General features: G+C 75.0%; 10 protein-coding genes. 8 read left to right on the top strand and 2 right to left on the bottom strand.

The window, feature by feature from the left end; genetic code table 11:
• Nucleotides 1–409 precede the first annotated feature (409 nt).
• From QWJ13_RS26720 to QWJ13_RS26710, 3 genes are all read left to right on the top strand, one after another.
• Entirely contained in the window at nt 410–3,739 is a 3,330-nt protein-coding gene (locus QWJ13_RS26720; RefSeq protein WP_316527606.1) for an FtsX-like permease family protein, read from the top strand.
• A complete protein-coding gene (locus QWJ13_RS26715; RefSeq protein WP_316527605.1) occupies nt 3,736–6,579 on the top strand; it encodes an ABC transporter permease family protein in 2,844 nt (947 codons plus the stop codon). Before QWJ13_RS26720 ends, QWJ13_RS26715 begins: the two co-directional genes overlap by 4 nt.
• 79 nt (nt 6,580–6,658) lie before the next feature.
• Complete coding sequence (locus QWJ13_RS26710) at nt 6,659–7,645, top strand: ABC transporter ATP-binding protein (protein WP_316527604.1); 987 nt, start codon at nt 6,659–6,661, stop codon at nt 7,643–7,645.
• Between the two features lie 43 nt (nt 7,646–7,688).
• Here QWJ13_RS26710 and QWJ13_RS26705 read toward each other — a convergent pair whose 3' ends face one another.
• Together QWJ13_RS26705 and QWJ13_RS26700 are read right to left on the bottom strand one after the other, a co-directional pair.
• Nucleotides 7,689–7,871, bottom strand: coding sequence for a hypothetical protein (locus QWJ13_RS26705; RefSeq protein ID WP_316527603.1), 183 nt, complete (start codon nt 7,869–7,871; stop codon nt 7,689–7,691).
• Nucleotides 7,872–8,036: 165 nt separating this feature from the next.
• Nucleotides 8,037–9,587 carry an AMP-binding protein gene (locus QWJ13_RS26700; RefSeq protein WP_316527602.1) on the bottom strand — a complete coding sequence of 517 codons (1,551 nt, stop codon included), beginning with the start codon at nt 9,585–9,587 and terminating at the stop codon, nt 8,037–8,039.
• Between the two features lie 163 nt (nt 9,588–9,750).
• Between QWJ13_RS26700 and QWJ13_RS26695 the strand changes: the two genes are divergently transcribed.
• The 5 genes from QWJ13_RS26695 (at nt 9,751) to QWJ13_RS26675 (ending at nt 14,665) form a co-directional block, all read left to right on the top strand.
• Nucleotides 9,751–10,383, top strand: coding sequence for an AAA family ATPase (locus QWJ13_RS26695; RefSeq protein WP_316527601.1), 633 nt, complete (start codon nt 9,751–9,753; stop codon nt 10,381–10,383).
• A gap of 132 nt (nt 10,384–10,515) precedes the next feature.
• A complete protein-coding gene (locus QWJ13_RS26690) occupies nt 10,516–11,268 on the top strand; it encodes a thioesterase II family protein (protein WP_316527600.1) in 753 nt (250 codons plus the stop codon).
• 136 nt (nt 11,269–11,404) lie between these two features.
• Complete coding sequence (locus tag QWJ13_RS26685; RefSeq protein WP_316527598.1) at nt 11,405–12,643, top strand: styrene monooxygenase/indole monooxygenase family protein; 1,239 nt, start codon at nt 11,405–11,407, stop codon at nt 12,641–12,643.
• 88 nt (nt 12,644–12,731) lie between these two features.
• The gene (locus QWJ13_RS26680; RefSeq protein WP_316527596.1) at nt 12,732–13,187 is read left to right on the top strand and encodes an archease; all 456 of its coding nucleotides are present in this window, start codon (nt 12,732–12,734) and stop codon (nt 13,185–13,187) included.
• Between the two features lie 50 nt (nt 13,188–13,237).
• The gene (locus tag QWJ13_RS26675) at nt 13,238–14,665 is read left to right on the top strand and encodes an RtcB family protein (RefSeq protein WP_316527595.1); all 1,428 of its coding nucleotides are present in this window, start codon (nt 13,238–13,240) and stop codon (nt 14,663–14,665) included.
• Nucleotides 14,666–14,775 lie beyond the last annotated feature (110 nt).

Here is a 14,775-nt window from a genome sequence, read left to right as displayed (position 1 = left end):
TCCCCCTGTGGGCGTGGTGCCCGGTTTCTGCCGGGCCCCATCCGGTCCTACGGATATGACTGCTTTGCTGGTTCACCTTCCCGGACAAGAATCCGCGGAGACGGTGTCCCGGGCCAAAGGAGCGCGCTGAAGCCGGATTTGTGAAGTGTTCATGGCATTCAGCTGGGGCATCCCTTGGCGGGGATGCTACCAATGAAAGGAATTTGTTCACTGGTTACTTCATTCGCGCAAGTCCCTTCCGTTCCTGGATCGAATCTGACAGCATCGTCCGCTATCCGGCGACTGATTGCCGGTGATCAATGCGCCGGCGCGCTCACGATATGTCCGCCTGTGGCCGCTTTGTGCCCGGACCGGATCGATGAGCGGGGCCGGGACGCAACCGGGGACATGGTCCGGGGGAGGAACTCTGATGCTCGGCTTCGTCATGCGCCGACTGCGCGGGCGAGTGCCGCTGGCTGCCGCTGTCCTGCTCGCGGTGCTGATCACCACGTCCGTGCTGACCGCCCTGGTGGCCTTCAACAGCAGTGTCGGCGAGGCCGGCCTGCGACAGGCGCTCCAAGGGCCCGGTCACGCGCGGACCACGGTGGCGGTGACCGGCGAGCACGGACTCGGCCAGCGGACGAAGGACGAGGAGGCACTCGCCGGCTACCGGCAGAAGCTCTTCGGTGACCTGCCCGTGCACACCGACAGCCTGATGCGCAGCCGCTCCTACGGTCTGCCAGGCTCCGTCAGTCCGGTGGCCGGCAACGGCTCCGGCACCGCCGGAACCGCGGCCCCCGCAGGCGCCGCGACCCCGGCCGTTGCAGCTGGCCAGGCCCCCGGCACCCAGCTCGACCTGACACTCCTCGCCGACCTCGACCGCGGCCGGGTCCAATTGCTCGCCGGCGCCTGGCCGGGAGCCGCCACCGGGCCGGTCCAGTCCGCCGCCCCCGAAGCCGCCGTCCCGCAGAGCCTGCTGCGCCGACTCGGCCTCACCGAGCAGGCCCTGCCCGCCGAAGTCCCGCTCACCGACCGGGTCGACGGCAAGCCGCTGACCGTCCGGATCACCGGCGTCTACCGGGCCACCGACCCGACCGCCCCGTACTGGCGGATCGACCCGGTCAGCGGTCACGAGATCGAGGTCGGCGCCTTCACCACCTTCGGTCCGATGATGGTCGACCAGAGCGCCTTCACCACGGCCGGCCTGGTCCAGAGCGGCCGGAGCTGGCTGCTGGACGCCGACTTTTCCAGCGTCGGCCAGGCCTCCGCCCAGGCCATCGGCGACCGTGCCCAGCGCCTCGGCGAGGAGCTGCGGACCACCGGCACGCTCACCGCGAAGACCGAACTGCCCGACATCGTGCACGAGTTGTCCGACGGCATGGTGGTCGCCCGGTCCACGCTGCTGATCGGCGCCCTCCAACTGGCCGTGCTCGCCGCCGCGGCCCTGCTGCTGGTGGTCCACCTGATCGCCGCACGGCAGGAGTCCGAGAACGAGATGCTCGCCGCGCGCGGCGCCTCCGCCGTCAGGCTCGGCTCCTTCACCGCCCTGGAATCGCTGCTGCTGGCCCTGCCCGCGGCGCTGTTCGCGCCACTGCTGACCCCGTTCCTGGTCCGCGCGCTGGCCGGCCTCGGTGGTTCCCACCAGGTCGCCCTGGACACCGGCATCAGCTGGTCGCTCTGGCAGGTGGCCGTGGTCTGCGCGTTCGCCTGCGTCGTCCTGGCCGCCGTGCCCAGCGTGGTGCGCGGCGTCGGCGCCGCCCTGCGCCGCCGCACCGGCCGACGCCAGGCCGTGGTCTCCGGCGTCGCCCGCAACGGCGGCGACCTCGCCGTGCTCGCCCTGGCCGCGCTCGCCTACCAGCAGCTCGACCAGTACGGGGGCGGGCTGTCCACCGACTCCTCCGGCCGGCTCGACGTCGACCTGCTGCTGGTGGCCACCCCGACGCTCGCCCTGTGCGCCGGCACCCTGATCGTCCTGCGCCTGCTGCCGTTCGTGGCCCGGCTCGGCGCGCGCGCCGCCGCCCGGGGCCGCGGCCTCGGCCCCGCCCTGGTCGGCTGGCAGCTGGCCCGCCGGCCCGGCCGCGCCACCGGTCCGGTGCTGCTGCTCGTGATGGCCGTGGCCACCGGTGTCCTGGCGCTCGGCCAGCACGCCACCTGGACGGCCTCCCAGCGCGACCAGGCGACCTTCGCCACGGCCGGCGGCCTGCGCATCTTCGGCTCGCACAACTCCCCGATGGGCCAGGGCGGCCGCTACGGCAGCCTGCCCGGCGGCGACCGGCTGGTCCCGGTGGTGCGCGACGAGCAGCCCTTCCAGGACGGCAACGGCGGCCAGCTGCTGGCCGTGGACGGCGCCGCCTTCGCCGACCGCGTCCGGGTCCGCGCCGACCTGCTCGACGGCCACACGTCCGCGGACGTCTTCGGCACGCTCGCCGCGGCCGGCGGCGCCCAGTCCGGCATCCCGCTGCCCGGCCACCCGCTGCGGATCGACGCCGAGATCGCGGTGCGCCAGCAGGACGGGGACAGGAGCCCGATCCACCCGGAAGTCCGGCTGCTGCTGCGTGACCGCTTCGGCCTGGTCCACAAGGTCGTGTTCGGGGACCTCCCGCTGAACGGCCAGGTCCGCTCCTCGATCCCGCTCGGCGCGCTGGTCGACGCCCCGGTCGGCTCCGTCGCCGCCCCGCTGACCGTGATCGGCGCGACCGTCTCCTTCGGCGACAGGGGCGACGGCGACGTCACCGTGCGGAGCCTCGCCGTCTCCGAGACCGCGGACGGACCGGCCACCGTCGTTCCGGTGCCGGCCGGTGCCGGCTGGAGCCTCAAGCCCCCGGTGAACCCCATCAGCCCGAACAACTCGCCGTCGGCCGATCTCGCCTCCGAGACGGCCACCGCCGACGCGCTCTTCACGGTCCGCTACCACTCCAGCCGCGGCATCGGCAACGCGCTGCGCGCGGTGCTGATCCCGGCCGGGGCGGCCGCCCCGGCCGCCGTCAACGGTGTCGCCACCCGCGACTACCTGAAGGCCGTCGGCGCTTCCGTCGGCGACACCCTCCAGGTGCCGTTCAGCGGCATCGTCGTCCCGGTCAAGGTGACCGGCGCGGTGGAGGCGGTCCCGGTGGCCGGCCGACGGGCGCTGGTGATGGACCTGGGCTCCGTCGCCCGGGTGCTGATCGCCCAGGACCGCAACCTGCCCACCCGCACCGAGTGGTGGCTGCCCGCCACGGGGCCGGACGACCGCGCCCCGGCCGAGGCCGCCGCCGCCCTGCGCGGCGCGCCCGGAAGCCAGGACCTCGCGCTCGACGGCGAGGTCGCCGAGGGCCTCCTCGGAGACCCGATCGGCGCCGCCCCGCAGAGCGCGCTGCTGGCCATCGCGATCGTCACCGCCGTACTGGCCGCGATCGGCTTCGGCGCCTCCGTGGCCGGCTCCGCCCACGAACGCTCCCGGGACTCCGCGCTGCTGCTCGCCCTGGGCGCCCCGCGCAAGCAGGTCACCCGCACCGCCGCCGCCGAGAACGCGGTGCTGGTCGGGCTCGGCGGGGTCGTCGGCCTCGCCCTCGGTGCCCTGCTGGTCCACCTGATCGTGCCCTTCGTCGTGCTGACCCCGGCCGCCCGCCGACCGGTACCCGAGGCGCTGGTCCAGCTGCCGTTCGGTCAGTCGCTGCTGTTCGCGGCCGCGATCGCCGTCGTACCGCTGCTGTCGTCCTTCCTGATCGGACGCCGGAGTCGAGAAGTGGCCGCCCGGCTGCGCCACGTGGAGGAGATGTGACCACCAAGGACGGCACCACCGTGCCCACCTCCGCGCCGGCGCCCGCGCCCGCGCCCCCGCGCGCCCACCGCCCCGCGCCCTGGGTCCGCACCAGGCTGCGCGCGATGCCGCTGGCGGCGCTGCTCACGGCGGCCCTCGCCCTGGTCACGGTCTTCCTGGCGGCGGCCTTCCCCCGCATCGCGGACCGGGGCGCGGACACCGCGCTCCAGGAGTTCACCCGCGGCCTGGGCGCCAACGTCACCAACTTGGAGGTCACCTCCGAGGTGATCCGCGACGACAATGCCGCCAACCTCGACGGCGTGCGGAAGAAGCTCGTCGAGCAGATCGGACAGCGGCTGCCGCTGAGCTCGTCGGGCCAGGTCTTCGGCACCCGGATCAAGACCGAGCGCCAGATGTTCAACCCGGAGTACACCCGGTTCTCCGAACACGCCCCGGGGCTCAACCTGTTCTACCTGGACGGCCTCGCCGACCGGGTGACGCTGACCTCGGGCACCTGGCCGGGCCCCGCCCCGGCCGACGGCGGTCCGCTGCCGATCGTGCTGAGCCAGAAGGCCGCCGAGGCCATCAACATCAAGCTCGGCGACGTCATCGAGAGCGGCACCGACGGGCCCGTCACACTGCGCAGCACCGTGGTCGGCTTCTACCAGGTGAACGACCCCCAGGACCCGTCCTGGGAGACGCTCGGCTGTCCGGCCAGGGCCTGCCTGGGGCTCAAGGGCCTCGACGCCTGGTACTGGACCAGCGGCTTCGTCGACGGCGGCAGCCTCAGCGCGCTGGCCCGCTGGGGTTCGAGCGGCCAGAACTTCTGGCGGCTGCCCGTCGACCCCGGTTCGCTGCGCGTCGACCAGCTCGACCGGACCCGCGGGGCCCTCGGCTCGTACACCGCGGGCCCCGGCCTGACCAGCCTGATCGACACGACCCTCCGGGCCGACCTGCACGCCACCTCGCTGATGCCGGACGTCCTGAGCCGGGCCGACGCCCGCTACCAGGCCGCGGCCCCGTTGGGCGCCGTCGGGCCGGCCGGCGTGGCCGGCATCGCGGTCGTGGTGCTCTGCATGGCCGCGGCGCTCGGCACCGACCGGCGCACCACCGAGATCCGCCTGCTCCAGGCCCGCGGCGGCTCGCGCGGCGGAGTGCTGCTGCGGCTGATCGGCGAGGGCTCGGTGACGGTCGTGCCGGCCGCCGTGCTGGGGACGACCCTCGCCCTGGTGCTGCTGCCCACCCCGCGGTGGGGAAGCTCCGTGCTGCTGGCCCTCGCCGTGACGTTGCTCGCGGTGCTGGCCTTCCCGGCCCGGGCCGCCCTGCTGTGGTCGCGCCCGCGGGCGGCCGGCGGCTGGCGCCGGGCGATCGGCGAGCTCGCCGTGCTGGTCGTCACCGCCGCCGCGGTGGCCGAGGTCCGCCGCCGCGGTGTCGGCCACTCGGGCAGCGGCGTGGACCCGCTGCTGGTGGCCGCCCCGCTGCTGCTCGCCATCTCCGGGGGCCTGCTGCTGGCGCGGATCGAGCCGGTCGTGGTCGGCTGGCTGGCCGCCCTCGCCGCGCGCGGCCGCGGGCTGGTCGGCTTCCTCGGACTGGTCCGGGCCGCCCGCGACAACTCGGGACGGCGTCGGCCCTCCGCGCTGCCGCTGCTCGCCCTGCTCATCGCCGTCACGGCCACCGGCTTCGGCGCCACCGTGCTCGACACGGTGAACCACTCCCGGATGCGGGCCGCCCGGATCTCGGCCGGCGGCGACGTGTCCGTCAGCGTCCCGATCTACGCCACCCTGCCGGACGACTTCACCAAGGCCGCCGGCGAACTGCCCGGCGTCCGGGCCGCGACCGGCGCCTGGATCGAGGAGCGGGCCACCTTCATCGGCGGCGACCGGTCCACGGCCGACGCCATCCTGGTGGTGGTCGAGCCCAAGGCCTACGCGGAGATCGCCCGCACCATCGGGGTCGGCGAGTACGACCCGGCCAAGCTGGCCGACGCCCCGTCCGGCCAGGACGCCCCGGTGCCCGCGCTGTTCAGCCGGGACCTGGCCCAACGCCTGGCCGGCGGTGCGCCCCAGGTGCGCACGCCCAACGGCAGTCAGATGACCACCAGCGTCGCCGGGATCGTCGCCGCCACGCCCGCCCTGCCGGACCCGGGCAAGCCCTTCGTGGTGGTGCCGTCCGGCCCCGCCACGGAGCACCTGCCGGAGCTCAAGCGGGCGACCAAGGTGAACAAGTGGTTCGCGGTCGGCGACGTCGACCCGGACCAGGTGCGCGCGCTGCTGATGGAGCGCGGCCTCGGCGGCCGCGAACTGTCCGGCATCGTCAAGCTGGTCAACGACGAGGCCACGGCGGCGGGGAAGACCAGCTCCGGGCTGCCTCCCGGCTACGTGGTGCACAGCAGCGGCGAGAAGCTCGCCGAACTCGACGCGGACCCGGTGCAGCGCGCCGCCGGACGGCTGTTCTGGTACGCGGGCGTCGCCGCCGCCGGATTCGCCCTGCTGGCGGTGCTGCTGACGCTGCTGCGGGCCGCGCCCGACCGTACGGCGGTGCTCGCCCGGCTGCGCACCATGGGCCTGCGGCCCCGGCAGGGGCTGGTGCTGGTGATCGCCGAGGCGCTGCCGCAGACCCTGGCGGCGGCCGTCGGGGGCGGCCTGGTCGCGCTGGCGGCGGTCGCCCTGCTGGGCGGCTCCCTCGATCTCTCGGCGCTGGTCGGCGCCCCGGTGGGCAAGACCCTGGCTCCCGCGCTGATGCCGGTGCTGCTGCCCACCGCGGGTCTGGCCCTGGTGGTCTGCCTGGGCGTGGTGCTGGAGACGCTGGTCACCGGTCGGCGTCAGATCGCCACCGAACTGCGAGCGGGGGAGCGGTCATGAGGCCGGGCAGGGCATGGGCGGTCGGGACAGTGGAGAGCGGTGCGATGACGCAGACAGTCGAGACAGGAGACGAGCGGTGATGAGCACTTCCCAGGAGCGGACGGTCGCCGAGGCGCCCAGCCTCCAGGAGCTCCAGCAGCGGGCCCTCGCCGCCGCGTCGCCCAAGGCGTTCGGCGAGGGCGCGGCCATCGTGTGCGACCGGCTGGTCCGGATCTTCAGCGCGGAGGGGGTCGAGGTCCAGGCCCTCCAGGGCCTGGAGCTGACCATCCAGCAGGGCGACCTGGTCGCCCTGGTCGGCGCCTCCGGCAGCGGCAAGTCCACCCTGCTGACCATCCTGGCCGGGCTGGACGTGCCGACCGCCGGCACCGCCACGGTGGCCGGCTGCGACCTGCTGGAGATGTCCGTCAAGGAGCGGCTGCGCTACCGGCGCGAGGTGGTCGGCTTCATCTGGCAGCAGACCGCCCGCAACCTGCTGCCCTTCCTCACCGCCGCCGAGAACATCGCACTGCCGATGCAGCTGCGCGGCCGCCGTGCGGGCGCCGGCGGTGCCAAGCAGCAGGCGGGCCGGGTGACCGAGCTGTTGGAGGCGCTGGAGATCGGCGACCTCGCCCACCGCAAGCCCGGCGAGCTCTCCGGCGGCCAGCAGCAGCGGGTGGCGATCGCGGTGGCGATGGCCAACAACCCGCCGGTGCTGCTCGCCGACGAGCCCACCGGCGAGCTGGACTCGGAGACGGCCGGGAACATCTTCGAGTCCTTCCGCACCGTCAACCGCGAACTGGGCGCCACCGTCGTGATCGTGACCCATGACCCGATGGTCGCGGGCGAGGTCCGGCGCACGGTCGCCATCCGGGACGGGCGGACAGCCAGCGAGGTGCTGCGCCGCACCGTGACGGACGAGCACGGCGAGGAGTCGGTGAACGAGCGCGAGTACGTGATGCTGGACCGCAGTGGCCGGGTGCAGCTGCCGGTCAAGTTCCTGGAGTCGCTCGGGATGGAACACCGGGTGGCGGTCGACCTCGCGGCCGACCACATCGAGCTCCGGCCGGACGACCTCGCCGGGCACTGACCCCGGGGCGCTGCCCGGGAGGCCCCGTCGCCTCCCGGGCGGGTCAGCTGTCGCCGCCCATCCGCTGGAAGAGGCCGCTGCCCTCGGCGTCCGTCCGCAGGTCCGGCGGCGCCTCCTGGGCGGCGCGCTCGCCGCGGGAGGTGGCGGTGCAGAGGGCGAAGACGATCAGGGCACTGGCCGCCACGGCCAGGATGCCCAGGGCGGTCAGGACGCGAAGCCAGGTCAAGGGGTGCCTCCTGGTGGGACGGTGCGGCCCGCACTGACGTGCACGACGCCGCCGGGATGCATCGGCAGGTCGTGCCGCACGGTCGAGTGCCCACGGACGGTTCTTCCCGTCGGGTGGCGCGCGAGAGGTCGCCCGCGTGGGCGCTCGAAGCACTCGCAGGGCGCGTCAAGCCGTGTCGCGCGCCCCTGCGGTGGCGGAAGCCCGTCCGGTCCGGTCGCCCACCTGGGCCCGCAGCGCGCCGAGGTCCGGCTTCCCGAGGCCGTTCAGCGGGATCGCGGGCAGTAGCAGGAGGGTGTCCGGGGCGCACCGGCCGAGGCCGTGCGCCCGGCTCCAGCGGTGCAACTGTTCGGCCGTCAGCCGCGAGCCGGGGGTGAGGGCGACCGCGGCGTGGATTCGCTCCAGGCGGTCCGGGTCGGTGGTCGTGAACATCACCGCCTCGCGGACCTCGGGGTGGGTGCGCAGCGGTTCCTCGATCTCGCGGGGGAACACATTGTGCCCCTCGACGATCGCCATCGGGTCCCGCCGCCCGGACACCGTCAGATAGCCGGTCGCGTCCAGGCTGCCCAGGTCACCGGTGTGCAGCCAGCCGTCCCGGAGCACCCGCTCGGTCAGCTCCGGGTCGCGCCAGTAGCCGGCCATCACGGTCGGCGTGCGAACGCAGATCTCCCCGGTCCGGCCCGGCGGCAGCTCGCTGCCGTCCTCGTCCAGGACGCGCAGCCCGGTGTCGGGATACGGGCGGCCGGCGGTGGTCAGCAGCCGTGGTGCCAGGTGCTCGTCCGGGCTCAGCCGGGTGACCGGCCCGCACTCCGTCAGGCTGTAGGTCTGGTGCAGCACCCGGCCCAGCCGCCGGGTCGCCTCGGCCAGGCGCCGCGGCGAGGGCGCGCAGCCGGTGTAGCCGACCCGGCGCAGGCTGCCGGTGTCGGTCGTGGGCAGCAGCGGGTGGTCCAGCAGCCGGTACAGCAGGTGCGGCGGCAGGTAGGTCCGGGACACCCGGTGCCGTTCGACCGCCGCCAGCACGGCCCCGGCGTCGAACCCGTCCTGCATCACCACCGTGCCCCCGGCCGCCAGTGCCAGGTCCGCCGTGGTGCCGCCGCCGTGGCAGAGCGGGGTACAGAGCAGGAAGACCGAGCCGGACGGCAGCGGTGGGCGCGGCGGACGGGCGAAGCGGCGCAGGACGCCCTTGGGACGCCCGGTGGTGCCGCCGGTGAACTTCACCGCCATCACGTCCTCGGGGCGGCACCGGGGTTCGAGCGGGGCGGGGGAGCGGGCCGCGGCGAGGTCCAGCAGGTCGGTGCCGAGCCCGAGCGGTGACGGGCCCAGGGAGAGCAGAGCCGCGGAGGGCAGAGCCCGGGCGATCCCGTCGGCCGCCGCCGAGCAGCGGACCGGGTCGAAGACCAGCGCGGACGTTCCGGCGAACTCCGCCAGCGCCATCTGCTCCGCGACCGGCCCGTCCGGGAACGGCATCGCCACCCGGCAGCCCAGCAGGTTGGCGGCCAGCCGCACCAGCAGCGCCTCCGGCCGGTTCCCGGCCAGCACTGTCACCCCGTCCCCGCGCCCGAGGCCGATCCCGTCCAGTGCGCGGGCCGCTCGGTGGACCAGGTCCAGGCACTGCTGCCCGCTCCAGGCGTCGGTGCCGTACCGGATCGCCACCCGAGCGGGATCGCGCGCGAGCCCGTCCAGCACCCGCGCGGTGTACGTCGGAGCCGCCTCGGCCATGGCCCGCCCTCCTGTCTGACGGTGTGTCAGCCTAGTGGATGGGCGGTCCCGCGGACGCACTGCGGTGCACCTCGGCCCCACGGGCACCGGCGGGCGCAGCCGGGGGCGGTTGTCCGACGGTGTTGTTAGGGTTCCGGTCGGACGTGAACGGGGGTGCGGGCTGATGGGCGGTGGGGTGGACGCGGTCGTGACGCCGCGCGGCGTGGTCGATCTGCGGGGCGAGGCCGGCGCGGGGTTCGTCACCGCCTATCCGGCCGACGCCGTGGTGGTGGTGTCGGGGCTGCCGGGGGCCGGAAAGAGCACCCTGCTGCGGCGCTGGTCCGGGGCGGCGCTGCGGGCGGTGGACCCGCGGACGGTGCACGAGGCCTGCGAGGCGGTGATGCCCGCCGCCCTGCCGTACGCGGTCTACCGGCCGTGGGCCCGGCTGGAGCACTTCCGGCTGCTGCGCTCCTCGGTGCGCGGCGGCGGCCCGCTGCTGGTGCACGACTGCGGCAGCCGCGCCTGGATGCGCCGCTGGCTGGCCAGGGAGGCGGGGCGGCGGGGCCGCGAACTGCACCTGGTACTGCTCGACGTCGGCGCCGCCACCGCGCTGGACGGGCAGCGGGCCCGCGGCCGGCACGCCGCCACCCGGGTCTTCGCCCGTCACCGCCGCGGCCTGGAGCGGCTGTTGGCCGCCTTCACCCGCCATCGGCGGTCCGGCGGGCCGATGCCGACGCCGGAGGTCTCGTCCGTACTGCTGCTCGACACCGTCTCCCGCTCCCGCGCGGAGTCGGTGCGGTTCGGGCCCGCGGGCTGACCTCGCCGGCCTCGGACCGCGGCCCCCAGCCGGCCGGCCGGGATCCATGATCGTCACAACGCGCCCCCAGCCGGCCCCGGCACTGCCAGACTGGTCCGGCACAGTTCGTCACGGAGAGAGGTCACACCCCGCATGCCCAGCAGCGCCGCCGTCGACAACCCGTGGTTCCGCCGGTTCAACCCGTCCGACTCCGCGCCCGCCCGGGTCGTGATCTTCCCGCACGCCGGCGGCTCGGCCAGCTACTACCTGGAGTACTCCAACGCGCTGGCGCCGTACGCCGACGTGCTCGCCGTCCAGTACCCGGGCCGGCAGAACCGCATCGCGGAGCCGACGATCGACTCGGTGACCGGGCTCGCCGAGGAGCTCTTCCGGGAGCTGCGGGAGTGGGCGGACCGGCCGCTCGTCTTCTTCGGGCACAGCATGGGCTCGGCCGTCGCCTTCGAGACCGCCCGGCGCTTCGAGCGCGCCGGGGTGAAGGGGCCCGAGCGGTTGTTCGTCTCGGCCGGTCGCGCCCCCTCGCTGGGCCGGGAGACCGCGATCCACCGGTTGCCGGACGCGGGACTGCTCGCCAAGTTGGTCGAGCTCGGCGGCACCGACGAGCGGGTCCTCGCCATCCCCGCCCTGTGCGAGATGATCCTGCCGAGCCTGCGGGCCGACTACACGGCCATCGAGACCTACCGCTGCGCCCCGGACGCGACCGTGTCGGTGCCGATCACCGCCCTGGCGGGGGAGTCCGACAAGAGCGCCACCGTCGACCAGGTCGGCCAGTGGGAGCGGCACACCACCGGCCCCTTCGACCTGCGGGTCTTCCCGGGCGGCCACTTCTACCTGGCCGACCGGACCGCGGAGGTGGTGGAACTGCTCACCGCGCGCCTGGGTCGCTGAGTCGCCGTGGACAGGCGCCCGGTCCGGCAATCGCACCGACTTGCGGGCGGATCCGTCCGCACCCGGTGACCGGAGCGCGCCCGCTCGGCTACTGTGCCTGCTTGACGTGCCGTCAGCAGATCACCAGGAGGCAGTCGTGCGCCGGATCGCCGTCGTCGGAGCGGGCCAGGCCGGCCTCCAGCTCGCCCTCGGGCTGGTGGAGGACGGCTACCAGGTGACCCTGGTCGCCGAGCGCACCCCGGAGCAGCTGCGCGGCGGCCGGGTGCTGTCCACCCAGGCGATGTTCGGCCCGGCGCTGCGGATCGAGGCGGCGGCCGGGCTGGACCTCTGGGCGGCCGAGGCGCCGGCCGTCTCCTCGGTGGCGGCGGTCCTCGCGGCGCCCCCGGGGGTGCGGGCGCTGGAGTACACCATGACGCTGGACGATCCCGCCCAGTCCGTGGACCAGCGGCTCAAGCTGGCCGGCTGGCTGGAGCTGCTGGTCGAGCGCGGCGGCCGGGTCGAGTACCGCACGCTGGATCCGGCCGCACTGCACGAGCTGGCCCGCCGGCACGAGCTGACCGTGGTGGCGGCCGGGCGCGGCGCACTGGCCGGGATCTTCGAGCGCGACGCCGCCCGCTCGCCCTTCGACCGGCCGCAGCGGGCGCTGTCCTGCCTGTACGCGCACGGCGTCGGCTCGCCCGACCCGGCCGCCCCGCCGCAGGCCCGGATGAACGCCCTGCCGGGCCTCGGCGAGCTGTACCTGCAACCGGCGCTCACCCTGTCCGGCCCCTGCGACATCCTGCTCTGGGAGGCGCTGCCCGGCAGCCCGCTGGACGCCTTCGGCGACACCCCGCCGCCGGACGTCCAACTGGCCCGGATCCGCAAGCTGTTGGGCGAGTACCTGCCCTGGGAGGCGGAGCTCTGGACGGAGGCCGAGCCGACCGACGCCGGAGCCGGGCTGGCCGGCGCGGTCACCCCGGTGGTCCGGCGCCCGGTGGCGGAACTCGGCTCGGGCGTGGACGCCGTCCACGTCCTGGGCATCGGCGACGCGGTGGTGGTGACCGACCCGATCACCGGACAGGGAGCCAACAACGCCGCCCGGGCGGCCGAGGCCTACCGCCGGGCGATCGTCGAGCACGGCGACGCCCCGTACACGGCCGACTGGATGTGCCGCACCGCCGAGCGGTTCTGGCAGCAACAGGCCCGTCACAGTGTGGATTTCACGGCCGCGATGCTGACCGTGCCGGACTACCTCCAGGGGGTCTTCACGGCCGCCGCCGAGCACCCGGAGGTCGGCCGCCGGCTCGCCAACACCTACGCCGAGCCGAGCGACTACGCGGCCTGGCTGGCCACCCCCGAACTGGTCGACGCGTACCTGGCCTCGGTCGGCGGCTGAGGCGTCCCCGGCGACCGCACTTGCCCCCGGACGGTCCGCGGGACGACGCTGGAGTGAAGACGGCAAACCGGTGCGGGAGGCGTCGTTCGTGGACGGACGCGAGCCCGCGGGCCGGTCCGGGCGCGGCCACCGGAGCGTGCCGCACACGGCCGACCTGCGAGTCGAAGCCTGGGCGCCGACGGCCGAGGGCTGCATCGGCGAGGTGGTGCATGCCGTCGTGGGCAGCTTCGCCGACCTCGCCGGCGCACGGATCACCGGCGAGCGCGGCTGCACCGTCCTCGCGGTGAGCGACCCGGACCTGCTCGCGGGCGTCCTGGAGGAGGTCATCTACCGGATGGACGCCGACGGCGAACTGCCGGTCGCGGTGGCGGTCGCCCCGATCGAGGGCCTGGACGGAGCCCGCCGGGTGACGGTCCGCTTCCGGATGGCCGACACCGCCACCGCCGCACTGATCGGCGCCGTGCCGAAGGCCGTCTCACTGCACGACCTGGACCTCAGCGCCGGGCCGGACGGCTGGACCTGCCAGGTCACGGTGGACGTCTGAGCCCGGCCCCTGCGGCGACCGGGTGGACCTGCGGAAGCGGGGTGAACGAGGTGGAGATCGCACTGGCCGAGGCGGGCCGCCATCGCTGGCGGATCGAGCCGCACCCGCCGATGCGGGTGCCCGGCGTGGTGTTCGCGAGCGGCGCGCTGCTGCCGCAGGCCGCCGGGGACAAGGCGCTGGAGCAGGTGGCGAACGTGGCGACGCTGCCCGGCATCGTCCGCGCCTCCTACGCGATGCCCGACGTGCACTGGGGCTACGGCTTCCCGATCGGCGGGGTCGCCGCCACCGATGTCGAGCGGGGCGGGGTGGTCTCGCCCGGCGGGGTCGGCTTCGACATCTCCTGCGGCGTCCGGCTGCTGGCCGCCGGCGTCAGCCGGGACGAACTCGACCCGGAGCGGATCCGCCGCCTGATGGACCTGCTGGACCGCACCGTGCCGCGCGGCCTTGGCCGGGGCGGCCTGTGGCAGCTGTCCGGGGCGCGGGAACTGGACGAACTCCTGCTCGGCGGCGCCCGCTACGCCGTCGAGCACGGCCACGGCGTACCGCGCGACCTGGAGCGCTGCGAGGACCGCGGGGTGCTGTCCGGCGCGGCCCCCGGGGAGGTCAGCACCCGGGCCGTCGAACGCGGGCTGCAGCAGGTCGGCAGCCTCGGCTCGGCCAACCACTTCCTGGAGGTGCAGGCCGTCGACCGGGTGCCCGACGAGCGGACCGCCGCCGCCTTCGGGCTGCGGCCCGGCCAGGTCTGCGTCATGATCCACTGCGGCTCGCGCGGCCTCGGCCACCAGATCTGCACCGACCACGTCCGCGCCATGGACCGCGAGCTGCACCGCTACCGGATCGAAGTCCCGGACCGCCAGCTCGCCTGCACCCCGGTCGACTCCCCGCGCGGCCACGCCTACCTGGGCGCCATGACCGCCGCCGCCAACTACGGCCGGGCCAACCGGCAACTGCTCTCCGAGGCCGCCCGCCGGGCCTTCGCCACCGCACTCGGCGTCGGCCTGGAGCTGGTCTACGACGTCTCGCACAACCTCGCCAAGCTGGAGAGCCACGAGGTGGACGGCGTGCCCCGCACGCTGTGCGTCCACCGCAAGGGCGCCACCCGCGCGCTGCCGCCCGGCGACCCCGACCTGCCCGCCGACCTGACGGAGGCCGGGCAGCCGGTGCTGGTCCCCGGCACCATGGGCACCGCCTCGTACGTCATGGTCGGGCTGCCCGGCAACGAGGCCTTCCGCTCCGCCTCTCACGGCGCGGGGCGGGTGCTCAGCCGCCACCAGGCGCAGCGCACCGTCCGCGGCGAACGGCTGAAGAGCGAGCTGGAGGCCCGGGGCATCGCGGTGCGGCCGACCTCCTGGCGGGCGCTCGCCGAGGAGACGCCCGAGGCCTACAAGGACGTCGACGCGGTGGCCGCCGTCACCGAGGCCGCCGGGCTCGCCCGGCCGGTGGCCCGGCTGGTGCCGCTGGGCGTGTGCAAGGGGTGAACCGCGGGTACGGGCCCGGGCACGTCCCCCGACTCCTCCGGCCGGGCGCGCTTGGCTGTCGGACGCCTCCGCCGCGGCGTTCGATACAGGAAGGAACCGTCACAGGAGGT

Source organism: Kitasatospora brasiliensis, from assembly GCF_032654805.1.
Classification (GTDB): Bacteria; Actinomycetota; Actinomycetes; order Streptomycetales; family Streptomycetaceae; genus Kitasatospora; species Kitasatospora brasiliensis.
Note: the sequence above shows the minus strand (reverse complement) of the source record. Positions and strands in the feature narration are given on the sequence as shown.